Source organism: Paenisporosarcina sp. OV554, assembly GCF_003058165.1.
Taxonomy (GTDB): Bacteria; Bacillota; Bacilli; order Bacillales_A; family Planococcaceae; genus Paenisporosarcina.
This window is the reverse complement of the sequence record NZ_QBUC01000021.1, coordinates 1-24,644: the sequence shown is the minus strand read 5'-3', so window position 1 is coordinate 24,644 and position 24,644 is coordinate 1. Positions and strand designations below refer to the sequence as shown.

General features: G+C 36.6%; 24 protein-coding genes. 7 read left to right on the top strand and 17 right to left on the bottom strand.

Features of this window, described 5'->3' with window-relative positions:
- Window positions 1-12: 12 nt before the first annotated feature.
- From C8K15_RS15460 to C8K15_RS15440, 5 genes are all read right to left on the bottom strand, one after another.
- Window positions 13-657: a LytTR family transcriptional regulator DNA-binding domain-containing protein gene (locus C8K15_RS15460; protein ID WP_108587282.1), complete on the bottom strand. Its 645-nt coding sequence runs from the start codon at window positions 655-657 to the stop codon at window positions 13-15.
- 476 nt (window positions 658-1,133) lie between these two features.
- On the bottom strand, window positions 1,134-2,246 hold the full coding sequence (gene menC, locus C8K15_RS15455) for an o-succinylbenzoate synthase (protein WP_108587281.1): 1,113 nt from the start codon (window positions 2,244-2,246) through the stop codon (window positions 1,134-1,136).
- Between the two features lie 20 nt (window positions 2,247-2,266).
- Window positions 2,267-3,085, bottom strand: coding sequence for a GNAT family N-acetyltransferase (locus C8K15_RS15450; protein WP_108587280.1), 819 nt, complete (start codon window positions 3,083-3,085; stop codon window positions 2,267-2,269).
- A 4-nt stretch (window positions 3,086-3,089) separates the two neighbouring features.
- Window positions 3,090-4,226 carry a M20 peptidase aminoacylase family protein gene (locus tag C8K15_RS15445; protein ID WP_108587279.1) on the bottom strand — a complete coding sequence of 379 codons (1,137 nt, stop codon included), beginning with the start codon at window positions 4,224-4,226 and terminating at the stop codon, window positions 3,090-3,092.
- Window positions 4,223-5,083: a MurR/RpiR family transcriptional regulator gene (locus C8K15_RS15440; protein ID WP_108587278.1), complete on the bottom strand. Its 861-nt coding sequence runs from the start codon at window positions 5,081-5,083 to the stop codon at window positions 4,223-4,225. The genes C8K15_RS15445 and C8K15_RS15440 overlap by 4 nt, the downstream gene beginning before the upstream one ends.
- Before the next feature lie 442 nt (window positions 5,084-5,525).
- Between C8K15_RS15440 and C8K15_RS15435 the strand changes: the two genes are divergently transcribed.
- The 6 genes from C8K15_RS15435 to menC (C8K15_RS15410) all read left to right on the top strand — a co-directional run bounded on the left by C8K15_RS15435 (window position 5,526) and on the right by menC (C8K15_RS15410) (window position 12,265).
- A complete protein-coding gene (locus tag C8K15_RS15435; RefSeq protein WP_233260524.1) occupies window positions 5,526-7,091 on the top strand; it encodes an ABC transporter substrate-binding protein in 1,566 nt (521 codons plus the stop codon).
- A 132-nt stretch (window positions 7,092-7,223) separates the two neighbouring features.
- Window positions 7,224-8,174 carry an ABC transporter permease gene (locus C8K15_RS15430; RefSeq protein WP_108587277.1) on the top strand — a complete coding sequence of 317 codons (951 nt, stop codon included), beginning with the start codon at window positions 7,224-7,226 and terminating at the stop codon, window positions 8,172-8,174.
- Window positions 8,175-8,190: 16 nt separating this feature from the next.
- Window positions 8,191-9,090 (top strand): ABC transporter permease, encoded by a 900-nt coding sequence (locus C8K15_RS15425; protein WP_369973764.1) that lies wholly within the window; start codon window positions 8,191-8,193, stop codon window positions 9,088-9,090.
- A 20-nt stretch (window positions 9,091-9,110) separates the two neighbouring features.
- Window positions 9,111-10,142: an ABC transporter ATP-binding protein gene (locus C8K15_RS15420; RefSeq protein WP_108587276.1), complete on the top strand. Its 1,032-nt coding sequence runs from the start codon at window positions 9,111-9,113 to the stop codon at window positions 10,140-10,142.
- Window positions 10,105-11,115: an ABC transporter ATP-binding protein gene (locus C8K15_RS15415; RefSeq protein WP_233260523.1), complete on the top strand. Its 1,011-nt coding sequence runs from the start codon at window positions 10,105-10,107 to the stop codon at window positions 11,113-11,115. Before C8K15_RS15420 ends, C8K15_RS15415 begins: the two co-directional genes overlap by 38 nt.
- A gap of 19 nt (window positions 11,116-11,134) precedes the next feature.
- Window positions 11,135-12,265, top strand: coding sequence for an o-succinylbenzoate synthase (gene menC / locus C8K15_RS15410; protein WP_108587275.1), 1,131 nt, complete (start codon window positions 11,135-11,137; stop codon window positions 12,263-12,265).
- Between the two features lie 411 nt (window positions 12,266-12,676).
- Here menC (C8K15_RS15410) and C8K15_RS15405 read toward each other — a convergent pair whose 3' ends face one another.
- From C8K15_RS15405 to C8K15_RS15390, 4 genes are all read right to left on the bottom strand, one after another.
- Entirely contained in the window at window positions 12,677-13,093 is a 417-nt protein-coding gene (locus C8K15_RS15405; RefSeq protein WP_233260522.1) for a GNAT family N-acetyltransferase, read from the bottom strand.
- A 138-nt stretch (window positions 13,094-13,231) separates the two neighbouring features.
- Window positions 13,232-13,462 (bottom strand): hypothetical protein, encoded by a 231-nt coding sequence (locus C8K15_RS15400; RefSeq protein ID WP_108587273.1) that lies wholly within the window; start codon window positions 13,460-13,462, stop codon window positions 13,232-13,234.
- Between the two features lie 318 nt (window positions 13,463-13,780).
- The gene (locus tag C8K15_RS15395; protein WP_233260521.1) at window positions 13,781-14,605 is read right to left on the bottom strand and encodes an ATP-binding protein; all 825 of its coding nucleotides are present in this window, start codon (window positions 14,603-14,605) and stop codon (window positions 13,781-13,783) included.
- Between the two features lie 1,177 nt (window positions 14,606-15,782).
- Entirely contained in the window at window positions 15,783-16,736 is a 954-nt protein-coding gene (locus C8K15_RS15390) for a N(5)-(carboxyethyl)ornithine synthase (RefSeq protein WP_108587271.1), read from the bottom strand.
- Between the two features lie 1,238 nt (window positions 16,737-17,974).
- Here C8K15_RS15390 and C8K15_RS15380 point away from each other — a divergent pair.
- Window positions 17,975-18,325, top strand: a complete 351-nt coding sequence (locus tag C8K15_RS15380) for a hypothetical protein (protein ID WP_108587269.1) — start codon at window positions 17,975-17,977, stop codon at window positions 18,323-18,325.
- Between the two features lie 278 nt (window positions 18,326-18,603).
- On the opposite strand, the gene C8K15_RS15375 is transcribed toward C8K15_RS15380, so the two are convergent.
- The 8 genes from C8K15_RS15375 to C8K15_RS15340 form a co-directional block, all read right to left on the bottom strand.
- A complete protein-coding gene (locus C8K15_RS15375) occupies window positions 18,604-18,822 on the bottom strand; it encodes a helix-turn-helix domain-containing protein (RefSeq protein WP_108587268.1) in 219 nt (72 codons plus the stop codon).
- Between the two features lie 10 nt (window positions 18,823-18,832).
- Window positions 18,833-19,312 carry a DUF2975 domain-containing protein gene (locus C8K15_RS15370; RefSeq protein WP_146173666.1) on the bottom strand — a complete coding sequence of 160 codons (480 nt, stop codon included), beginning with the start codon at window positions 19,310-19,312 and terminating at the stop codon, window positions 18,833-18,835.
- A gap of 35 nt (window positions 19,313-19,347) precedes the next feature.
- On the bottom strand, window positions 19,348-19,830 hold the full coding sequence (locus C8K15_RS15365; RefSeq protein ID WP_108587267.1) for a DUF2975 domain-containing protein: 483 nt from the start codon (window positions 19,828-19,830) through the stop codon (window positions 19,348-19,350).
- Between the two features lie 872 nt (window positions 19,831-20,702).
- Entirely contained in the window at window positions 20,703-21,209 is a 507-nt protein-coding gene (locus C8K15_RS15360; protein ID WP_108587266.1) for a hypothetical protein, read from the bottom strand.
- Window positions 21,210-21,576: 367 nt separating this feature from the next.
- Complete coding sequence (locus tag C8K15_RS15355) at window positions 21,577-22,035, bottom strand: DIP1984 family protein (RefSeq protein ID WP_108587265.1); 459 nt, start codon at window positions 22,033-22,035, stop codon at window positions 21,577-21,579.
- Between the two features lie 334 nt (window positions 22,036-22,369).
- The gene (locus C8K15_RS15350; RefSeq protein WP_108587264.1) at window positions 22,370-23,113 is read right to left on the bottom strand and encodes a hypothetical protein; all 744 of its coding nucleotides are present in this window, start codon (window positions 23,111-23,113) and stop codon (window positions 22,370-22,372) included.
- Window positions 23,114-23,374: 261 nt separating this feature from the next.
- Window positions 23,375-23,734 (bottom strand): hypothetical protein, encoded by a 360-nt coding sequence (locus C8K15_RS15345; RefSeq protein WP_108587263.1) that lies wholly within the window; start codon window positions 23,732-23,734, stop codon window positions 23,375-23,377.
- A 64-nt stretch (window positions 23,735-23,798) separates the two neighbouring features.
- Entirely contained in the window at window positions 23,799-24,050 is a 252-nt protein-coding gene (locus C8K15_RS15340; RefSeq protein ID WP_108587262.1) for a hypothetical protein, read from the bottom strand.
- Between the last annotated feature and the right edge of the window lie 594 nt (window positions 24,051-24,644).

The following is a 24,644-nucleotide window of genomic DNA, read 5'->3' as shown; positions in this document are numbered from 1 at the left end:
TGAAACAGCTTATTAGAAATCAAGTAACTTCCGGAAATAGCTAGCGTAAGATTGACTCACCGGAATTTTCGTCCCGTCATTCATTAATAGGACGAGTGTAGAATGCGTGTCAGGAAAAACCTCGCGGATATGATGGACATTGACGATATACGATCGATGGCACCGAACGAATAACTCTCGAGGCAAAACGAATTCAAAAGCCTGGAGTGTTTTCCGATGGGTACCCGAAACGCCATTAGCCTCGACATGCGTTTTCTTCCCACGTACTTCCAAATATTTCACATCCGTAAAAGGCACCGGCATCCACCCGTCTTGCGTCTTCACCATCACAACAGACTTACCTTCTGTGAACGAAGGATAAATGGCTGTCACGCTTCCTATGACCTGTCCATCTCGGTGGAAAGGAACAGCCATGCCATGATATGGAACTGCAAACACATCTCGGTTGATAAAGTCTGATACCTTTTGTCCAGAGGATAGCGCCTTATGAGCAAGCGATCCTGGCTTCACCAAATCACCTGCATTTATTTTCAAATCCACTCGGACGCTTGGACGATAATACACATAGTGTTCACCGTCTGATACAGCAATCGAGATTTCATCCGAAAACAACTCCCCAATCACGTCCAGCATTTCATAATCTTGAAAATCTTTCATCTAGCATAAGCACCTCTTCCTAAACTATCATTCCGTTATTTAATTATAACGGTCAATCAGGAGGAAAGGATAAACCTTGCCCAATGCCTTTATTTGAAAACCGTTTTTTTGAATGAAAGAAATGACACCTTTCTATGCAAAAAGAAGCGGCTGAAGATGAAATTTCAGCTGCTCCTTGCCTTCTATTCATATGATTTCCGAAAACCAACGCCACTTACCCTCATGAGCCTTAAAGGGTCATTCACGGATCGTGTGTTATTTGATATCTCCTGCTTAAATACTTCGTTGTTTACAAGAGGAGTGGATGGGGCGCTATTAGTCGTTTCTCATTCTAGTATCTAAAGCCAGTAAATCACTGTTGCTTCATCCTTGATTCCAGGTTGAAAATTCAAGTGATAGTGGAAAGCTCCAGCGTCCTTTCCTTCTGCAACCATATTTTAATGTCAGACTTATTTTCCTTTCGGTGCATTCATTATTTATTCAGCTTTAAATTGCATCTTCTCGACAGTATATTTACCAATTGCTTTCATTTTAGGTTCGTATCCGATTCCATATGCGGTCGGAATCGTAATGTAGCCATCAACCACGATGATTTCTGGACTGATGACATCTTCCTCCCAGTAACGGGATGATGCTGCTGTGTCTCCTGGGAAGATGAAGTTTGGAAGGGTCGTAAGTGCGATGTTATGCGCGCGTCCGATTCCCGATTCCAACATGCCACCGCACCACACTGGAATCTGGTGTTCCATGCAATAATCATGTATTTTTTTCGCTTCTGTAAGGCCTCCAACACGACCGATTTTAATATTAATAATTTTAGTACTTCCCAATTCAACCGCTTTTCGCGTATCTTCGAGTGAATGAATACTTTCATCCAAACAGATAGGCGTTTCCAGATATTTCTGCAACGCCGCGTGATCGATAATATCATCAGATGCGAGTGGCTGTTCAATCATTGTCAAATTGAATTCGTCTAGCTCTTTTAATAGTTCAACATCTTCAAGTGTATAGGCTGAATTCGCATCTGCCATGAGTGGAACGTCCGGGAAGTTTTTGCGGATTTCACGAATAACTCCAACGTCATTGCCCGGTTTAATCTTCACTTTAATGCGCTTGTAGCCTTCATCCACAAATCCGCGGACAGTTTCGATCAAATCGGCAACATTTTCATGGATTCCGATACTGATTCCAACTTCGATTTTATCTCGCTCGCCCCCTAGGGCTTTAGCCAACGTCATTTTGTTACGCTTTGAATAGAGGTCCCAAATCGCGCCTTCAACAGTGGACTTGGCCATATTGTTTTTGCGGAGCGCAGTAAACAATTCACTTACTTCGTCGGGATGACCGATTTTTTTTCCTAATACGAGAGGAATCAGGAAATCCCGAAGCATATGCAAATTCGTTTCCATTGTTTCTTCGTTATACCAAGGCGAGTGGAACGCTACCGACTCTCCCCAACCCGTATTTCCAAGGTCATCTTTCACTTCTAGTAACAGGAAATCTTTATCTTGAAATGTACCAAAACTTGTCGTGAACGGGCTTTTCATCGTCATTTTCATTTTTCGAATATTAATTTCTTTAATTATCATTCGTTTACGCCTCTCTCTATTCAATTCAATGGAATTGTGCTTCGTTTGACGAACTGGTAATATTGTACTTCTTCATCGGTCTTTCTCAAACCGACCACTGCATACCCTGCGCTAAATAAAGTTTGAAAAATGGTCCTAATTTTCATTCGCCAATCTAGCGCCAGTTCAGGCTCATTCTTTTTAAGCATTTGAAAATGTGTTGGAACCGGAACTTCAATTCCAACCCTGTTCAAATGAGTTTCACGCGGCTCCACTTCAATCGTCGGATTTCCATTTTCAGATTGTCCTACTGCAAACGGACGTACATATTTAGAAATTTGAGGCATCCATTTCCTCTCTACCCGTTCACTTAAAAACCACCACTCTATTTGAAGCCGATCTGAAGGTAATCCTTTATTCAATCCATCTTCCATTTCACCGTAATAATTTTCCAAATAGGTATCGCTGATTGCATAGAGTTTCGACAAGTTTAAGTAAGCATTGCGGCTTTCAAGAGGATCAAATGTCCATGTAATCAAGTCATAGCCTATTTCTTGTGCCCGTTTCCGCTGTTCATCCTTCAACCATTTTCCGATACCCTTCAGCTGATAGTCCGGATGAATGCCGAGCATATGTGAGCATAAGTAGGATTTGCCATTGGCGAAACCTGGAAAACCATATGAAAAACCTACAAGTTTATCGCCGTAGAAAGCACCTAATAACAATCCCCCATTCTTCGCTACTGTAAATGTTTGATGCGTCGGAATTGGATCCCCATTCCAAACTTCCCTTTCAAGCGTTTGGATGAGGCGCAGATCTTCTTTTTTTTCCAATTTGCGAATGGATATATTTGTGTGCATAAATTTACTTCCTTTGCTCTAAACGGTCAAATGAATGGTTAACCGTTCGAACTAAAATTTCAATTCCTGTCAGTAAACTATCGTGGTTGAATGTCATTTTCGGGTGATGAAGACCTGGTGATAAGTCGCAACCGAGACCGAGCATGGTCGTTCTGACAGAAGGTCTTTTCAATGTATAGAAATGAAAGTCTTCTCCGCCTGGTGTGGCGATGGGAGCGGCTAAGAATTGTTTTCCAACTGTTTCAATAATAGCTTGTTCCATCAGTTTGACTGCGTTTTCATCCACTTCTGCAGCTGGAAGATCAGCCATGACTTCAATATTGATTGCAACGGCAGACAGTTCCGCAACCGAGCTAATCACTTTCTCCAACTGGTCCATCAGTGTATCCATAACTTGGTTGGTCTGAGCACGTACGTCTATGCTGAACACCCCATTTCCTGGAATGATGTTTGCCGACTCGCCACCCGATTGGAACATTGTCACTTTTGCTGAATGCGGAACCATGGGATCAACGTGGATGGAGCGGATTGCCTGTACGAGAAGTGCCATTACTTCAATGGCATTTTGCCCTAGATGCGGTCTTGCCCCATGTGCATCTGTCCCGGTGATTGATCCATTAATCATTTTTGCGGCACCGTGCATAATAGCAGGCGATGAATAACCGTGCCCGATTTCTTGAATTGGTCGAAGATGGACGCCATACAAATAATCGAAGTCGTCCACTATACCCTTATCCAAAAATGCCAATGCCCCTGTCCCTTTTTCCTCAGCTGGTTGAAAAATCACTTTCAGTCGTCCTGATTTCGGAAACCCTATTTTTTTCAATACAAGTAAAGCACCAACTGCCATTGTCGTATGTGCGTCGTGTCCACATGAATGGTTCGCTTGAAAGACCCCGTCGACTTGTTGCCAAAGTGCATCGATATCCGCTCTGATACCTACACAATAATCCCCAGATCCTACAGTGACAACAAGTCCCGTCGAATCTTCGAATGTCTCCACTTGAAAACCTTCATATTCCAGCAATTGCTTTAAGTATTGAGTGGTCTTCACTTCTTTCCAACTGATTTCGGGATGAGTATGCAAATGATTAAATACATTTTCAACAATTGGTTTCACTTCTTGTAACGCTGTTTTCATTTTCTATCCACTCCTTCTACAAATAAGAATTCACTATTTAATGCCCGGTACGTTTCTTGCCTTGTTTTGAAACTGTCCTTTTCCTTCACTGACAAACCCGCAACCACCGCATTCACGAATGAAAACAGAGAAGCCGTTGCATCAAGTGTTGACCTGTTCGGTGAATAAATCGGAAAAAGTAAATGACTGTATGCATGGATTGGAGCCAACAATGAATCGGTTATACCAATTATGAAAGCTTGTTGTGTATGGGCTAATTCTGCAATTTGAATCGTTTCTTTTAAATAGCGGTGAAACGATATAACAATCACAACGGACTTGTCATTCATTTGACTCAGCGTTTGAATAACATCTTCCGTTTCTGGTCGCAATAGCCTCACATTTCCTCTCACCAAACCGAGTGTGTAAGATAGCCAATTGGCGGCTGTAAACGAAGAACGAAGGCCAAGAATATAAACAGTTTCGGCTTTCGAGAGACGTTCAATTGCCTTTTCATAATCTTCTTCTTTTATTTGTTCTATTGTCGCCGCTATCGTTGCCCTATCCTCTTCCATTACTTTTGCGAAAAAGTGTGGTTCCTGTTCAAGCTCTAACTTGGATTGTTGATAGTTTGTAAAGCTACTCTCGTTAATCAACAATTTTTCTCGAATGACCTTTTGCAATTCGGCATAGCCGGAAAGTCCCAAGCTATAGCAAAATCGGATAACCGTTGTTTCACTAACACCGATGGTCGTCCCAATATCTTGTGCTGACGCCATGGCAATTTTTTTCGGATGATCCATAACGAACTTAGCGACCTTTTTCTGGCTCTTCGACAGATCATTATAATTTTGGTGTATTAACTCTTTTATTTTCATGTTTACTCTTCCTTCATGAAGTTTTTACGTCTTTATTTAAATGTTTGAAGTAAAAACTTCTTAAATTGTTCGTTAACTAACTTACCACGCGATTTAACAGAATACAATGATTTTTCAAAAATTAATCATATTATCTTTGATTCCACTGAGAAAATTGAGTTGGTTGTGTTTTCCTAATAAATTGCTTCCGCCAATGCATAATGCAACTGTGGCAATTTCTATGATTAGTTAGCCATCAACATAGTTAGTGGTTATTAGTTGGTTTTATTTGAATGCACAATTGTAGTAAATAGAAAGAATTGTTTTCATCAAGCTAATATCTTTTTAATATTATCTGAGCTATTGAAATTATTTGAATAGCGTGTTAAATTGTTATGAAAGTATTCCCTTCAAAAAAAATATTTATGAAGGGAATACTTTTTTACATTCGAGGGGGAATATTATGAAGAAGAAGAAAAAATTTGGTTTTATGGCATTAGTTGTTTTAGTTGTTTTGTCCTTAGTGGCATGTTCTTCAGAGGGAGGTTCTGAGGAAAGCGATTCAAACGAAAAGAAAGAACTTCAAGTGGCATATAACGCTCAGCCTCCTACGCTTGACCCACTAATTTCAACTGCAGTTGCAACACGGGATGTCATGAGAAATGTATACGAAACACTACTAACACTTGATGAGAATTTCGAAGTTACTCCTTCACTAGCAGAATCCTATGAGCAAAGTAAAGATGGAAAAACGATTACTTTCAAGTTAAGAAAAGGCATTAAATTTCACAATGGAGATGATATGACAGCTGACGATGTTGTTGCTTCTATGACACGTTGGGCAGAAACTACTTCTCTTGGAAAAGGTTCCTTTGCTGGTTCTACATTTTCAAAGATAGATGAAGAAACAGTTGTCTTAGAAATGCCAGTAGCACAATTCACAGTATTGCACATGCTTGCTGATCCTGGACAAGCCGCAGTTATCGCACCAAAATCAACAATTGATTCAGCTACTGCTGAAGGTCTAACCGAATTTATCGGTACTGGTCCATATAAATTTGTTGAATGGAAAAGCGATCAATATGTACTTTTGTCAAAATTTGAAGACTATCAATCTTTAGATGAAACTGCAAGTGGATTAGCGGGAAAAAAAGAGGCATTTATAGATGATATCTATTTCCAATTCGTAACAGATGCTTCGACTAGATTAGCAGGAATTCAATCAGGAGAGTATGACATTGCAAATGCAATTTCTTTTGATAACGTAGAACAACTTTCTACTAATACCGACGTAAAAAATTCAATTGACCACAATGGATTCAATGGAATTGTTTTTAATAAAAAAGCTGGTTTATTCCAAAATGTATTGGCACGTCAAGCTATAAATACTGCTTTGAATGAAGAAGCCATATTAACTGCTGCTTTTACAAGTCCCGATTATTATGAACTTGAACACGGCTTAATGATTAAAGACCAAAAAGAATGGTATAGCGAAGCAGGAAAAGATAAATACAATCTGAATGATTCTGAAAAAGCTAAAGCAATGTTAAAAGAAGCTGGATATAACGGCGAAGAAATTGTCATACTTTCTACTCGCGATTATGAAGATCACTATAACTCTGCGGTAGTTGTTCAACAACAACTTGAAAGCATTGGAATGAAAGTAAAACTAGACATTTACGACTGGGCTACTGTATTACAAAAAAGAGCGGATGAAACGGCATATGACATTTTTGTAACTGGTTTCCCTACAGAGCCAATCCCTAATAAGTATGTATTCTTAGATTCTTCAACTGAATGGCCAGGTTGGACAAATGATCCAATCATTGATGACTTGCTAAACAAAATCAATACTGCATCTTCACAAGATGAAGCGAAACAACATTTTGATGCTTTACAAGAAGAATTTTATGAGTACCTACCAATGGTTAAATTCGGAAATAAAACTACGATTACAACAGTACGTTCTAATGTCGAAGGTATGGACTTCCTTCAAGGAATTATCCTTTGGAATGTAGATAAAAAATAGTGCATCAGCATTTTAAAAAAGAATACAGTCGTTGAGATATCTGTTGTAACGACTGTATTCCCCAATTCTTAGAGGTAATTTGACAAAGCGTAAGTGCTAAGAAAAGAACTAAATCATCGAGGAGATGATCACTTGAAGGGCTATATTTTAAGACGTTTATTATCTTTAATACCAGTTCTATTTGTAGTTGCAGTTGTTGTTTTTTTATTAATGCATATAACTCCTGGTGATCCTGCCGCTGTTATTTTAGGTCCAGAAGCATCTCCTGATGAGATTGCTGAACTCAGAGAAAATCTCGGTTTAAACCGACCTGTTACTGAACAGTTTGTTTCATGGTTTGGTGGTGTGCTTCAAGGAGATTTAGGTAATTCTATTTTTATGAAACAGCCAGTATTACAAGCTTTTTTTGAACATTTAGGACCCACTCTCTCTTTGGCAATTATGGCTCAAATTCTAGCAATTGTAGTTGCAATTCCTCTTGGTATTCTTGCTGCAAAATTTAGAGGGTCTTTCTTGGATCAAACCTTCATGGGCATCTCATTGTTAGGTATTTCCATTCCAAGCTTTTTGTTAGGGTTATTTTTAATCCTTTTGGTTGGTGTTGAACTAAAATGGCTTCCTGTTGCAGGATATAAACCACTTAATGATGGATTATGGAACCATATTAAATACCTAATCCTTCCTGCAATAGCACTTGGTTCTATGCAAGCTGCCCTTATTGCACGAATGACAAGATCCTCTATGTTAGATGTGTTAAATGCAAACTATATAAAAACAGCACGTTCTAAAGGTGTTAAAGAGAGTTTTATCGTTATCAAACATACTTTAAGAAATGCTTTTATTCCAATACTCACTATTATTGGACATACATTTGGAACTCTTGTTGCAGGTGCTGCTGTTGTTGAAACAGTTTTTAACATTCCGGGAATTGGGCAATTAATTATCAATTCTGTTGAACGACGTGACTTTGCTGTCATACAAGGTTCCGTTCTGCTAATTGCTGTGAGTTATGTACTGATTAATTTAGTCATCGACTTACTATACGGCGTTATCGACCCTCGAGTTCGATTGGGTAGAAAATAGAAAGGAGTTGACATAAGTGCAAAACTTATTAACTACTGAACAATTAAACTCATTAAAAAGCGAAATGAAAAAGAAGCATAGAGATTTGTTAGTGAAAAGATTTTTTTCTAACAAACTTGCGTTATTTGGTTCAATATTAATGACTGTTATTGTTTTACTCGCGATAATTTCTCCCTTCTTTACTTCCTTTACGCCCTATGAGTTAGATCCAGTGAAACGACTTCAACCTCCTGGTGCGGAACACTTTTTTGGAACAGATAATTATGGTAGAGATCTTTTTAGTCGAATAGTAAACGGTGCCAGAGTATCTCTTATCATCGGTTTTGCTGTTGCGATAATAACATCCATCTTAGGAATGATTATTGGGCTTTATTCCGCTTACTATAAAAAACTAGACGGAGTATTAATGCGTATTTCAGATGGATTAATGGCTTTTCCAGCAATTTTATTAGCCATTGCGATTATGGCTTCACTAGGACCTAGATTAGAAAATGTAATTATTGCTCTGGTCATTGTTTTTACACCTTCTGTAGCTCGAACGGTTCGCTCTGCTGCATTGGTAGTAAAGGAACAAACCTATGTCGAAGCTTTAAGGGCGCAGGGTGCAAGCGCATCTCGCATAATCTGGTTAAACATAGCAACAAATGTTTTATCTCCACTGATTGTCCAAGCAACGTTCATTTTTGCGGATTCCATCATTATCGAAGCCGCACTAAGTTTCTTGGGTGCTGGAATTCCTGCACCTGATCCAAGTTGGGGAAACTTATTGTACGATGGGAAAACGGTGATTTTTAACGCTTGGTGGATGACACTATTCCCTGGTATCGCCATCATGCTTAGCGTTTTTGGTCTTAATCTATTTGGAGACGGCCTGAGAGATTTATTAGATCCACATACTACTAAGGCAAAAAAATAAAAAAACTGCGTGGTGATACAATGTCCGACTTACTTTTAGAAGTGAAAAATTTAAAGGTTCATTTTGATACTGAAAATGGTCGTGTCACAGCCGTTGATGATGTATCCTTTTCTGTTAAACAAGGAGAAACAGTAGGGGTTGTAGGCGAATCTGGTTGCGGAAAAAGCGTTACTGCAGAGTCTATACTTCGTCTCTTAGACGAAAAACATACAAATTATGAAGGAAATATTTTTTTTCAAGAAAAAGATATCTTAAGATTTAGATACAGTGAACTACAAAAACTTCGTGGAAATGATATTTCAATGATTTTTCAGGATCCAATGAGTTCTCTAAATCCCGTTTATACAGTTGGGAATCAAATCGTTGAAGCACTATTACTTCATCAAAATTTAACAAAGAAAGAAGCAGAAGAAAAAGCTGTAGACATGTTACGTTTAACTGGGATCCCGCTTCCTGAAAAAAGGGTCAATGAGTATCCACATGAGCTTTCTGGCGGTATGAGACAACGTGTCATGATAGCAATGGCGCTATCTTGCAAACCAAAGTTATTAATTGCAGATGAACCAACTACGGCACTAGATGTAACAATCCAATCTCAAATATTAGATTTAATTAAAGATTTAAAAGACGAATTTAATATGGGAACTATCATGATTACTCATGATTTGGGTGTTGTTGCAGAGGTTTGTACGAAAGTTGTTGTTATGTACTTGGGACAAGTAATTGAAGAAGCTTCCGTGGAGTCTATTTTCTCCTCCCCTCTTCACCCATATACCCAAGGGCTTTTAAAATCTATTCCACATATTGAAGGTCCTCGTGATGAAAAGCTTTATGTCATTGAAGGAAAAGTTCCAACTTTAAATCAAATTCCAGCGGGTTGTCGTTTTGCCCCTCGTTGCGAATTTGCAACTGATTTATGTAGAACAGAGAAGCCTCAATTAGATTCTTATGAAAATGACCGAAAAGTACGCTGTTGGCATTTCAAAGAGATTCAAGAAAAAGGAGGTGTAATGAATGGTAACCGAAATGAGTCAGACAAAGTCAGATCCTAAAATAGAAGTAGCACAAAATATTATATTAGAAGTGAAAAACTTAAAAAAATATTTTCCTATAACAGGTTCTTTTAATAAAACTGTTACTCATGTAAAAGCAGTAAATGACATCTCTTTCAGTCTAATTCAAGGTGAAACCTATGGATTAGTAGGAGAATCCGGATGTGGAAAAAGTACTACTGGACGAACTCTTCTAAGATTAATCGAACCTACCGAAGGTGAAGTTTTCTACCGTGGACAAGATATCAATAAGTTAAAGAATTCTAATCTCCGAGATATTCGAAGAGAACTACAGATGGTTTTCCAGGATCCTTATTCCTCTCTTAATCCAAGGAAACGTATAGGGGCCATTTTAGAAGAAACATTGAAAATCCATAAAATCGGAACTAAAAAAGAACGTACAGAGCAAGTAATGAATATTTTAAGTAAAGTTGGTTTTCAAAGAGAACATTACTACCGTTTTCCACATGAATTTTCAGGTGGTCAAAGACAACGAATTGGTCTTGCACGGGCATTAATCATCAATCCTAGCATCATCATTTGTGATGAACCTGTATCCGCGTTAGACGTATCGATTCAATCTCAAGTATTAAATTTATTAGAAGATATGCAGCAGGAATTCAACTTAACTTACTTGTTTATCTCTCATGACTTAGGTGTAGTTCGGCATATCTCTGACCGAATTGGAGTCATGTATTTAGGCAAGTTAGTAGAGGAATCTCCTACAGATGAGTTATATGATAATCCGTTACATCCATATACAAAAGCTCTACTGTCTTCAATTCCGGTGCCTAATCCATTCATAAAACGAGAAAAAATAAAATTAATTGGTGAAATCCCTTCACCAGTCAATCCTCCAAGTGGTTGTGTTTTCCACACTAGATGTCCGTTTGCGATGGACGTATGTAAAGAAATTGAACCAATAATGAAAAAGATGGAACATGGACACAAAGTAGCTTGTCATCTTTACTAACTCATACGGAGGTTATCATATGCTAATCGAAAAAGTTGTTGTACGGAAAATGAAAATGGATTTGAAATTCCCTTTCCAAACGAGTTTTGGAACAGAACAAGAACGTTTATTTCTCATTACTGAAATACACAGTGGTAATCAAATAGGATATGGCGAATGTGTCGTTAGCTCTAATCCATATTACAGTGAAGAAACTGTGTCTACTGCATTTTCAATCATAAAAGAATTCCTATTACCTCTTATTCTTGGAAAAGATATTCAGCATCCGGATGAAGCAAACAAAATGTTTAGCCGCATTCGCAGAAACAACATGGCAAAATCGGCAATTGAAGGTGCTCTTTGGGATCTTTATGCCAAAACGCAACATAAACCTCTTGCGGAAGTCATAGGTGGACAGAAATCTGAAATCACTGTTGGCGTAAGTATTGGGATTCAAGAAACGAAAGAAGACTTACTTGAAAAAGTAGAGGAATTATTAAAACAAGGATTTAAAAAGATTAAAATTAAAATTAAACCTGGAAAAGATATTGAATATCTTCGTAGTGTCCGAGAAAAATTTGGCGATATACCAGTCATGGCAGACGCTAACTCTGCTTACACTTTAGATGATCTTGAATTGTTTAAAGAAATGGATAGCTTGAATTTAATGATGTTTGAACAACCTCTAGCTCATGATGACATTATTGATCACTCTATTTTACAGAATGCAGTTCAAACTCCGATTTGTTTAGATGAAAGTATTCATTCGGTAGAAGATGCACGAAAAGCAATTGAACTTGGTAGTTGTAAGATTATTAACATTAAAATCGGCCGTGTTGGCGGTATTTCTGAAGCAATAAAAATTCATAATTTATGCCAAGAAAATAATATTCCAGTGTGGTGCGGAGGAATGCTTGAATCTGGAATAGGAAGAGCCTTTAACGTTGCAATCACTTCTTTACCAAACTTTACAATTCCAGGAGATACGGCTCCTTCTGCACGTTATTGGGTGAAAGATATTATAAAGCCAGAAGTAACTATGGATGCTGAGGGACATATTCAAGTACCCACAACTCCTGGAATCGGTTACGAAGTCGATCAAGAGGCTCTGGATCAGTATACATTGGAAATATTTGAGTTTACGAAAGAGTCCTTGCTACTATCGAACTAGCTAGCTAATCTTATAGATACCAAACTATTTCATTATATTTACCAGTAGTAACCTGTACATCCAATGCAATTCCATCGATACAAAAGTTCCAATTGGCAAGCGTTTGGAACTTTAGCGGTACCTATTGTCTCTCCTAGCGACAAGTAGGTGAGGAAGATCCACATGTCGCTAGTATGGACATAGAATTTTATCAATAGTTCCAGATTGAGGAAACATAATTAATCCCTGGGACGGAAATTGATGCACACAATATCGTCTATCCTAAAGAATGAAATAAACGAGCAATGTGACTCTGTCACATTGCTCGTTTATTTTCTTGTTTGCATTTTTGCCTCCTTCGCTCTCCTGTAACCTTACCGTTTAAGTGTTTTGTGTTTGGTAAAAGCATCATTCGTTACCTGTATGGTTTGATTAAAACTGCTTTTTGGTTCGTAAAACAGTAATAAACCCATCTAATATGTCATGACTGACACCAAAACCTTTACCTTTATAAAACTCCAAGGCGCTGTCATTGCCATTAGAGACAAAGATAAAATAATCTCCGACATCGTCAAATTGCTTCAACCACTCCATCGACATAGTGAAAAGCTTTGAGCCAATCCCATATTGTCTGTATTCTTCTTTTATATAAAATTGGGATAAACAACCTACATTGTTTCTGCAAACTGAAGACAAGTCAAAAAAAGTGGCAAATTCATTTGAATATGCTTCTTTGGGAGAGATATTTGAATAGACATAACCAACTACTTTATCATCATCTTTAACTATCACAATATAATTGTGAAGGGCATTTTCTATTGAAGGAATCATCCGTGTATCAAAATTCATGTTGTCAAACAGTTCCGGTTTTATGTATGCTTTCGACTTTTGAAAGACCATGAGTTCATTGCAAATATCTCTGCAACACTCGATCTGTTCATCGATAATTTCATAAGTTATATTCATATAGTTCATTCCTTTTTTATTTTATTGTTTATCTTCACCGGGTACCTTCTTCTCCATTTTAAACGATTTTTTCTTTCGAAGAAGTTGTCCTTTTTTATACGGTGGTTCATAGACAAATACTTTAAATATGGTGGGATCGATTGAATCAATAAATTGTTGATCGACAAAAGTGAAGTCTTTAAGATTTTGTACGCCTTTGACTAAACCATCACAAACATAAACGCTCTCTTCATTTTTATCTATTCTATCCATGTAGGAAATTTCAGATAATTCCAATACTATTGATAGAATCGTTTAGGTTAATGAAAAAAGGATTTGGATTCCCTTGCATAAAATAAGCGCCCGAACATGCAATTTCTGTATTGTTTACGTTGACTCCTTTGTACTAGTTGTAGTCTCAAAATCTTTTTCTTACAACGGTACATGTTTTTATACTTCATCACCTTGCATTGAATTAAAATATCGGTATGTAAGTTATCCATATAGTTATAGTTATATTCAAAACAAAGACAGGAAGCACTAGGTGATTTTACCTCGTGCTTCCTGCTTTTAATTAATTCACCTGAGCGTTCAGAAATTCATAGGAAACCGTACAGTCACAGTAGTACCTTGATTCACCGCACTCTGGAACTTGATTGTTCCTTTGTATTTTTCAACAATATTAAAGCAGATCATGAGCCCGAGTCCTGTCCCTTTACTTTTTAATGAGTAAAATGGAGTACCCAAGGCTTGTACCTGTTCTTCTGACATGCCAAAACCTGAATCAATTACTTTTATTTCAATTTCTTTGTTTTTTTGCTGCTCTGCCCTGATTATGACAGAATCATCTTTAGTAGAAACTTCAATTGCATTTTTCACTAAGTTCATGAATAATTGTTTAAATTCAATGGTATTGGCCGCTATGTATAGGTCTTCGTCTACTTGCAAGTCAATCTTATTTTGATGGTAAAGTCCATAGGACATGAGCAAACCTGTCACACTTTGCAAGGCATCCCGGACATTAACGGTTTCCATGTGTTGATGTTCATCCGGTTTTGCTATAGACAAAAATTGGGATAAGACATGTTCCGCCGTCTTCAGCTCATCAATCATCAAAGATAAGTGCATTTTCCCTTCCTTGCTGAATGAGTTGTTTATCTCATAAAACTGCAATAATCCCTTTACGACCGTAAGGGGATTTCGTATTTCATGTGCGACTGCGGCTGCTAATTGGCCGGTTGTTTTCAGTTTCTCTGATTGCTGCAACTTTTCAAAAAACATTTGCTGTTTTTTGATTCTTTCAGAAGATAAATGAAAAATGAAATAGAGAATGACTTGTGTCCCCATGAAATTGTTGATATTCCCGAATAAGTCCTGCTTGATATGCGCAAAATCATTCCCCTGGTCAAAGAACATAATATAAATGAACGTCGAAGTGATCAACAGTACATTAAAAACAAAAGAAAAATAAAACAGCTTCGAATCGAAAAACAAGATTGAAAACGCCGGAATAAAACATAGCAACGTAAAAGAAGACCATGTATCAGGATATAAAAAGAAAAGCATATAAAAGAAAATAGAGGCGATTGTAATAATGATCTTTCTAAAAAAGTGGCTTCCATACCTCGGATAAATAAACAAACTCGCTGACAATAATACGACTAATGCACAATGAAAAATGTATCCGAGATCTGTCTCTTCAGATCTCGGATTGAAGAACAAAATTCCAATCACCATCAGAACGGTGGAAACAAATGCGGTGAGGTAATATAGTTTTTGGTTTCTATCTTGTTTAAAATGCTTCACGGATACACACCTTTTGTTATCATTAATTCTTCAATTAGTCTAGTATACTCTTTTTGAAACTTTCTGACTATATAGCAAATTCCAAAATAGGAGGCTGAACCTATTTCAGGTTCTGTTATTCTCCGATTCGTGTCTCACAGATGGGTCGAATTCCCCTCCTCAACACTACTAAATGAACGGCAAAGACGGGCGAAATGAATTTTTAGTCTTCTTCGACCGTCTATTTCCCCCGGGGAAAAGTGACAGTGCTGGACAGGAGTTTCAGCTGTCCGTTTTCATAGCCTACTTCATAGTCAAGTTTGTACTAGGAATATGTGCTTCCTTCATTCATGAGCTTCTCTCCCGTGATGAAAATCGTCACACTCACATCATCCTTATTTTGATCGGTGAGCATTTCATCAATCGAAACCGCAGCTGTTCGCAAATAGCCATCCCGAAATAAATCCTTACATGTAAGTAATTTCTGTTAATTTATGAACAAACCTTCTTGGAAAATAATAAAAAGCGTCCGAATTTGCAATTGGACGCTTCTGGATTTTTCATTTAGCTTTGAGTGGCAACTTGAAGTCCCAGAAGGAATTAGCACCGTCTTCCTCCTGTGTGTTTCAGGAGGTTCAAAAGGTAATTTCTTCGACTTCTTTTGATGTTGTTATTTCATCCATTTCGGCCACAACTTCGGATACTGCTAGATTTCCTATATAGTTTTGACGGTCTCCAACGGACATTCTAACCTAAAAACACTTACAGTCAAAATATTAGAAAATTTTATGACACAGGAACTCAATGTTTATTTAACTAACAAGCCTCTAGCTTCTCTGAATTCTGTAATATGCTTATCAAGGATATGGCCTTTGTCGATGACAATTGCGTCATGAATCATATCCGACCAAGTCCCCTCAGAGAGCATATCTACCATTGTGCAAAACTCTTCGCTTAAAACTTTTGAAACTGTATGTGGAAACATTGCAGGCGTATTATCAACTGTATAATGTATAACTCCATCAACACTATAGACTGGATCATCGATGCTTGAAGGACGAGAAGTCTCAATTTCTAAATTAGGATCACAACTTACGTCTACAATCATCGCACCCTTTTTAAGGTGTTTTAAATCTTCTTTATATATAATTCTATCTGTTCTGCTTGTATCCCACATAACGCAGTTCACTAGAACATCATATTCATTCATATTTTTTCTAAAAAGAGATTCCAATTTTCTACCGTAAACGTCAACATTTGCGCCTAATCCATGGAGAATTCTAAGAGCCCCTTTTGCAGTGTGGCCATTCCCTAGTATCGCAACATTAGTTTCATAGGGCATCTTGCCACAGTATTGATAAGCTTGTAATATAGCAGCTTCTCCAGCAATTTCTCTATTCCGATAAAAGATATATCTTCCGCCATCAAACATTTCTTCCCAGGCAATAACTGTATGATTTCCTGCTAATACTGCATCTGTGAATTTAATATCTTGAACTGCATGTGCCCAGCCGATCAACAGTTTGCCAGGTGGCAACTTTTCAAAATAATCAGCATCACCTAATTTAACATCGACAATCGCGTCACACTCCAATACACGATCTCTAGAAACGATATGTACCCCATGAGTTGCATATTCTTCATCAGAATAGCCTAAATCAATACCATATCCCTCTTCAAAAAATAACTGTCCAACAAATGTTATTTTCGGTAAGTCCTTTGGTAGTATCGCTCTTCTTTTTTCATTGTTCTTATGACTTATTACGAATCCAATTGTATAAATAGTAAAACTCCTTTTATGAAATAATATAATTTTTAATGAATTAAATCTCTTATCTCTTACTTTGGCAAAAAATCAATTTGTCTTATTGAAAAGGACCACTCTTTATCTTACCATATATCGGAAAGAATATGAGAATTATGTAATATGGTTAGAAACGCTAAACTGAAGAATTTCGGTTTAACAAATCTGTCATCTCTTGTGGGGGGCACCTTTTCCCCTTTGGTATCTGTGCATCTTGGGTACGTATCAATCGGAGTTATAGTGATTATTATTCAAAAAAATATCTCCATGTCAGCTTATTTATGAAAAACGATATTACTCGAAAGTAACAGACTGGCCTTTCGCAGTTCTCGCCGTCAGCAGTTATTTCAACCGTAATCCGATTGTTACGAAGAAGCCGGTGGTCTAGCATCTAGTGGATTTTCCGTACAGTTCATTTCCTATGTATTGTTCAGAGGACCCAGTACCAAGTCGTGGATTGATTTAGACCTTCTGCCGACATTGTTACATGTTGGCATTGATTCTACACGGCAAATTGCTCTGGCTGAAAAGTACTTTGGAATTGAAGAATATACTATTGAACAAAGAGAAGAAGTCCTTCAGACATTTTCTGAGTTCGTGAAGAAGAATAAAAAAAGAGTTAGAGAAAAGATTTAAGTCAGTTAACAGTATTTATTGCACTGGCAGTTGTACTCGTAGTCAAAAATATTCAAATAGTTTACTTACTTTTCAAACTTGGTTTTGACTTCGATGTAATAAGGTTCTTAATAGCGGAATTATTACTGGCAGCCCTTGTATGTGTCAGCCTTTACGGTTTCGATTACGATATCCCATCATTCTTCATTTCCTCACTTATTCTTAGCTTGAAGCTAGAATTCCCCCTCGTGAATGCAGAGATCTAATTAAAAGGGTAATTTTTCTTTTACCCATAAGTTTGTCCAGTCAAGGATTTGATTTTTTCATATGATAAAGAGTTACGTACACATTGAAGCAGGGTTTTCTTTTCAATAATTGCTGTTTTGTCATTTTCATCATAATGAATGCAGTTCACGGTTATTCATGGCATTTTCTAAGAATTCATTTTTTAGATTGGAGGGAAGTAGTTATTCTTAGACTGTCTAGAAAATGCATTTAAATTTCTGCAGGAAGAAAGCACTTCTTTATCAGTCAAGCTAAGGGATAGACTTGAGAGCTATCTAAGAAGGGAGGTGAATAATATGCCATTTTATCCTCAAAATCCGAATCCATGGCCATACCAATCGTTCTCTAGACCAAATTATTGGGAACAAAGTCAGTTCCAACCTGTATATCAGGATCCAAGACAGTTCCAACCTGTATATCAGGATCCAAGACAGTTCCAACCGTACCCTGGGCCAACCTTTCAGGGACCTCGAGGTATTACACCAGGTCAAAATTTCGGACCACCCCAAGAAGATTATTACTCACAGAGACCTAGTATGTGGGGTAATATAAATCAAATGATGACAACCGCAGGGAAAATATCAAATGGAGTCAATACGTTAAGGCAGATGAGTTCTGTATTTTCATCGTTCAGGAGATTGCCATAAAAGTTTAATTAAGATTAGCAAAAAGAGCATTATAAAAAATATTCTTTTTGCTTTTCAAATTAAAATATAAGGACATGTCCCTATTTAAGGGCATTCTTTTTAATTGAAACACGTGGAATCAATATCGGCCGTACTGATTTTAAACGTCGTGTTTTTGCAATTCTCAATGGAATTCTCTGAGTAAATAACATCAATAAACGCAAAGAAGGGATAGCTTAATGGCTATCCCTTCAATTCTCTATCGACTCCCGTTAGTTAAATAAATTTGTTGTCTGTTTTTATTGATTGTCCTCATCGCTTTTGTACTCCAAAATATCACCCGGCTGACAATCCAAAGTCTTACATATCGCTTCTAATGTTGAAAAACGAACCGCTTTTGCTTTCCCATTTTTCAGAATGGAAATATTCGCCATAGTAATTCCAACCCTCTCAGAAAGCTCCGTTACGCTCATTTTTCGTTTTGCTAACATCACATCAATATTAATAATAATTGCCATATCCTCCACCTCAGACCGTAAAATCATTTTCTGATTTTATGTTAATCGCTTCTTGTAGAAGCCGTTGGAGGATAGCAGCAAAAACGGCGATAACCAACGAAGCAAAAATGATGATGAGTCCCATTAATACAATAGGAGGGTCAACTTTCTTCGCTATAAAATGAAAGAGTGGCAAACCTAATACATACAAACCACTGATTGTAATCGCACAGCACTTTATGTTCTTTAACGCCTTTACAGATAATTCCGAGAACGCTGTGTTTTCGTCAATGTACCGTAAAAGATTGAAAGCCTGATAGAGAGCAAAGTAAAAAGGCACAGCCGCTCCATACATCACGATGAAAACGAGATATTTCATTGAGCCAATATTTGGATACGATCTTGCTGCGAAATTCGCCATATGGGGCACTAAAAATATGCACAATGCAAGAACTGGGATTCCTATAAAAATAACAGCTAGCTTTAAAAAGAGTGTCGTAACTTGTTTCATAAAAATCACCTCGTTAATTAAATTTTCTCAAACCGTTAATCATTTTTTGACTTAATATCTGGGACATTTTTTAATGGCTTTTGAAGTGCATCCACAATGGCTGCGATGATACTTGTTGCTAAAATACCCATTAGACTTAGTGATATAGGACCTGCTGGGTCGTCACCTGTGAATTGAGCATGCACCCTTAAATAAACTATTGCTAACAAAATGAAGAAAATGACAGTAAAAGCACATTTTTTTATAACCTTCAAAGATTTAAGAGATAACTCAGAGAAAGCATTGTTCTTTTCGATATAGGTTAAAAGTTTAAATACTTGATACAACGCTACAGAAAACGTAATACATATTCCATATGCACATACCAAAAGTGGATATAGCGAATAATCACCTGGACGCTCTATCGCGTCTCTTCTGGCTGCTTCAGGCAACCAATAGATACATAAAGCAAGCATCGCAATCCCAATCAGAAAAATAATTACCTTTAAGAAAGTGGTTGAACCTTGTTTAACATTCATTTAAAGCACCTCACTGATTTAATAATAAATTGACTTTAACACATAATTTATTGTTTTGAAATAAACTTATATCGTTTTTAATTATATTATTATTGTTATTATTATATTCTTTTAATTTTGACAAAAATAAAAAGCATTTCTCATTACAAAGAAATGCTCTTATTTTAAAATGAAAGTAAGTTAAATAACTCCTCTTCATATTCAGGAATAATCGCATAGATATAACAGTCTTGCTTATAAATGCTATTGATTATTCCAACAAACTCCTGTTCATCAATTTCCTCACCAAGCAATATCTGCCTTACCTTCGAATCGCTTTCCAACCAAAATCACCTTTTTCTTAAGCTTATACAATTAAATGGGGGGGGTCCTTGTTCAACTAACCTGCCCCGTTAGTTGAACAAACGATATAGTATATAATTCTATTGGACCGATATAACTTTCCCTTCTGAATTTAACCCACGGAAAACAAATCCCCCGACATCAGAGGTGTGTAAATAACTATAATGTGCAGCATATCCATTTATAACATCCATCTCTACATACACGGTTGATTGTTCTTTTACTTCACTTAATGATAAATCATTTTCATTACTAACAAAAACGCCTAAAACCTTTATATATCAAGGGTTCTGGGCGTTCCAAGAATGGTGGGTCATTTGCGTTAAAGCGATACATGAGGAGTATTCCAATACAAGAAAAAGAGCAAGTGTATTAAAATAGTGACCTGTTCAGTTATCCAGTTCAAAATTTAAATATCAAAATACAACTGAGCCCAAATTCGCATATGAATTGGGCTCAGTTGTTTTTAGAAAGGTGATTTCTCTTTGGGTTGCTTAATCAACTAAAGCACCCGTTAGTTGAACAACGTATTACCCACTATGAATTTCAAAGCAGAAATATCCAAAAGGCAAATGTTCTTCTTTTAATTCCATTTCTGATTTTGCAATTCCCATCATTTGAGGCATGATTTCCCTTAAAGATTCTTTATATTTTTTAAGTGCTTTTTGATAAGAATCCACATCATTATTCTTACATAAAGGATATAAAATTGCCCCTAATCTTAAATTATTAAGTGTTCTTTGGGTATCAATGGGATCGAGACAATCTAAGATGTGCATCTCTTGAATTTTCTCATCAAACCAATCTCTACATTCTATATAAAACTTAAATTCCTCGAATTCAATTTGCATATCTACTTCTTCATTTTTATAGAATGGTGTAATCCTAATGTATTCGGTAGTTGAATCAGAACTAATAATCTCATCTAATATTCCTTTTAACTCTGTAATGGTTGGGTAATATCTATATTTCCCATTGTAGTAAACAGTGTGATTGTAAACTATTTCGTTAATTTCCCCTTTATATTTCCCTATCATTTTCATCGCCTCCTTTATTACATATTCTTCATAATATTAAGCCCACTTCTTCTTCAACTAACCTGCCCCGTTAGTTGAATATGAAAAAAGCTTTACTCCTAGTGACGTAAAGCAAGCGTTAGTTAAACAAGATGAGAAATATATAAAAACTTAAATAAATCTAGTCCCCTTACCCACCCTCACGAAATGAAAATCAGTACATGGTTGTAATTTGTATAATTATTATATACTCATGTAAAAGTAATGGGTATAACTTGTCAAAAGAGGACTTGAACCTCTAGGGTTACCCCGAAACCCTTGCTGAAGCCAACTTTACCCGTTGGTGGGTTTTGTACTCGCCTTTTCATTTCGTTACCGACTATTAAATTTATTCCACTAAGTTTGTAAGCCAATTTAATTCTTGAATTTTCGTATCAAACAATCTATATTTTCGAGACAACTCATCAACATAATTTTGTGTCTCTTTTACATTGATTGTTGTTATGAATTTAATTTCTGACCTAGAGTAACGGTCTTGACGCAAAGAAGCTTGTTCAAGTAACTCACTATAAATTTTTCTTTCTTGTCCCAGTATTTCACGTTCAGTTAAAGCATCTGCCAGTGATTGATTTGTATTAAATGGTGTTTGCAAATTTGTTCGGTTAATTCTTTTAATAAGATGCTTTAATTGACTTAACAAATTAGTTAGTTCTTTTTCTAATTCTTTCGGATCCTCATTTGGAGATTCGCCTTCTTGTATCTTTGCATTTTGAATTAATCGATTTTTTAATTGCTCTATTCTCTTTTGGCAATCAGTACGTAAAATTAGAGCTTCCGCTAATTTCATTGTGACATTCCCCTTTTCTATATTTCATTACCTAAAATTTAGTTCATTTGCGGCAAAGCTTTCTTTAACTAAAGTGCGTGCTACTTAATTTAAATAGAAACCTTCACATTTCTATGTTAATTTTAACATAAATATCCAAATGATCTTTAAAAAACCTTTACTCATCGTCCATATTTGGATTTTGCTACTTTTAAGCGTCTATGTAACTAAACTCAGGAGTTAATGAACACTCTATATTTACAGTGTTTTGTGAGGGTTAACTCTTTCATTAATGTTCAAGAACTCGTTCAACAATCTAAGTTCAGTAACCTATCCGACACTAAGTATTTTATCTTTACATAGGTGGAACAGATTTCACTTGTATAATATCCGGTTTTTTTCTATATTGATCTTCGTCCCCAAAAGAAGTCTCACCTAAGTATTTCTTAGCTTTTCGTTCATAAGAAGCGTCTCTAAGAAGTTCGTCTAATGGGCTTTCAGTTAAATATAAATATTGGCCATTATTGTGTCCCTTTTCAACCTTCCACCAAGGGTATTTTTGAATTTTCTCTTTACCAAAAAAGTTTAAAAATGATTCCCCAAAATAGTTGCACCAGAAAATTCCAGGAAGTCTGGTTTTTAGTGTTCCAGTTACATGTTGACGATCTTCAACATTACTTTCAGATATATAGCCATAAAACCCATTTGTCACTGCCAATGAGTCTTTAAACAATTTTTCTATATCGGAACGATGGCTTTTGAATGTTTGTTTTGTAAAGTAGAAGTCCAGCGTGTTGAAACTCTTTTTGTCAGGGCAATCCCACCAACTAACATATAGAGAAAAGTTTGGTTTTTTTATCTTTGCAATCATTCCCCCAGCTGTTCCAGTCATCCCCACTTCTTCGTCGTAACAGCCTGGGCTTTCATCCAACCACATTCTTATAAATTCTTGTTTTGTAAATGTCGTTTTAAGGGGTTCAAACAATCCAATTTTCTCTGGAGTAAAACCAGCGACGGACATTATATTGAGAATTGCCTCGGCAACTTCGCTGTCAGCGATATTTTTCCGGGTAAAAATAGTAGCAGACATACTTACCATTGGTATCCTCCTTTATTAAATAGTGTAATGCTTATTTTAACTTTCCTAATTAAGTAATGAAAGAATTAATACCTTTTAACCGTACCTCCACTACATGAAACTAAAATCTCCAATAAATTGAAGTGGTAACGGGATGATCCGTCCGTTAAATATCGATTCAATCACTGAACCAGCATACATCTCTCATACATCCTAGGTTGACATAACACCACAATTGGGAAGTATCCAACTAGGTTCATAAAAACTTTATTCACATCATGTTTACATTTTTTTATCTCTGTCAGGTTCTTTCATAAATACATTTTCATTCTCATCAAATCCTTCAGGCATCCAGTATTCCTCTGGTAATCCCTTTTCCTCAAATAACTTTCGAAGTTGCCCAATCGCTTCGTACCACGTTGCAAATACCTTGATAGAATATGGGGGTTGTCCTTCATCATTCCAAACTGCCCACTTTTTATTAGGGAGTTCTGTCACATGCCAACCTGCATCTGGTTCTATTCGATAAACATAAAACGTGTTTTCGTCGGCAACTTTCCAATCTGTGTAGCCTAAAACTATTGCAAATTCATCGTAATTTTTAAAGATGAGTGAGCGTAAAAACTTTTTTACTTTTTCCATTTACATCTTCTCCTTCTCTTTCTTCGTTACTAACAATCCTGCCCCGATAGTTTAAGAAGAAAATCTAGTGATATCCAATTAAGTCGTGTTTACAACCTTCCAATGGATCATCAATAAAACACCAATCTATATCTCTAATTCCTAATTCTTTACAGTACTTCTCTGCCTCTTCTATTGTTTCAAATGAAAAATCCGCAAAACAAGAAGTATCGCTTATGGAGTCATATAAGTACACAGCAACATCTTCAAATGACTCATATATCATTACTTTACATATCTTATCTACTACTTCTTTAAGAAGTACATATTTTCTCATTAAATCCCCTTCTTTCAATTGACTGGATACCTTCTTGTTAAAATAACCTGCCTATTAGTTGAAAAAGAAACTAGATGATTCGTTCGTAAACCTCAATTCAAATGCTCAGCTGGATTGTATCACGTATGCACCCTAGGTTGACATAACATATCGACTCGGAAGTAACTTTAAAAAACCGTTGTTTTTGTTCGTTTTTCATTCTACATTTTTACAGATTTTTTCTCCGTCCCATTTGTAACTCGTTTTATGTGCCAAAATGCATTGAAGCAGAACACCATTATTTGAGCTGGTTCCAATCCTTAGACACCATCAAACATATAAAAGATAACTTTACGATAACCAAAATGGTTTTAGACAGTTGTTCTTTCCCAGTTAACACAACCTATGGTAAACTAAGGTTATCAGAATTTTCCAAATAAAGGAACGTTCATTGTTCCGTTAAAGGGCCAGTTTAATTGAACAAGGAATTGGCATGACACCTTAATTAGTGAGCTATCTACAACACGCCGCAAATGAATTTTGACCAAAGGGATTATCTATTAAAGGGATTAAATTGGAGGGAATAGAAAATGGATGTAAAGACACTTTTGTTAC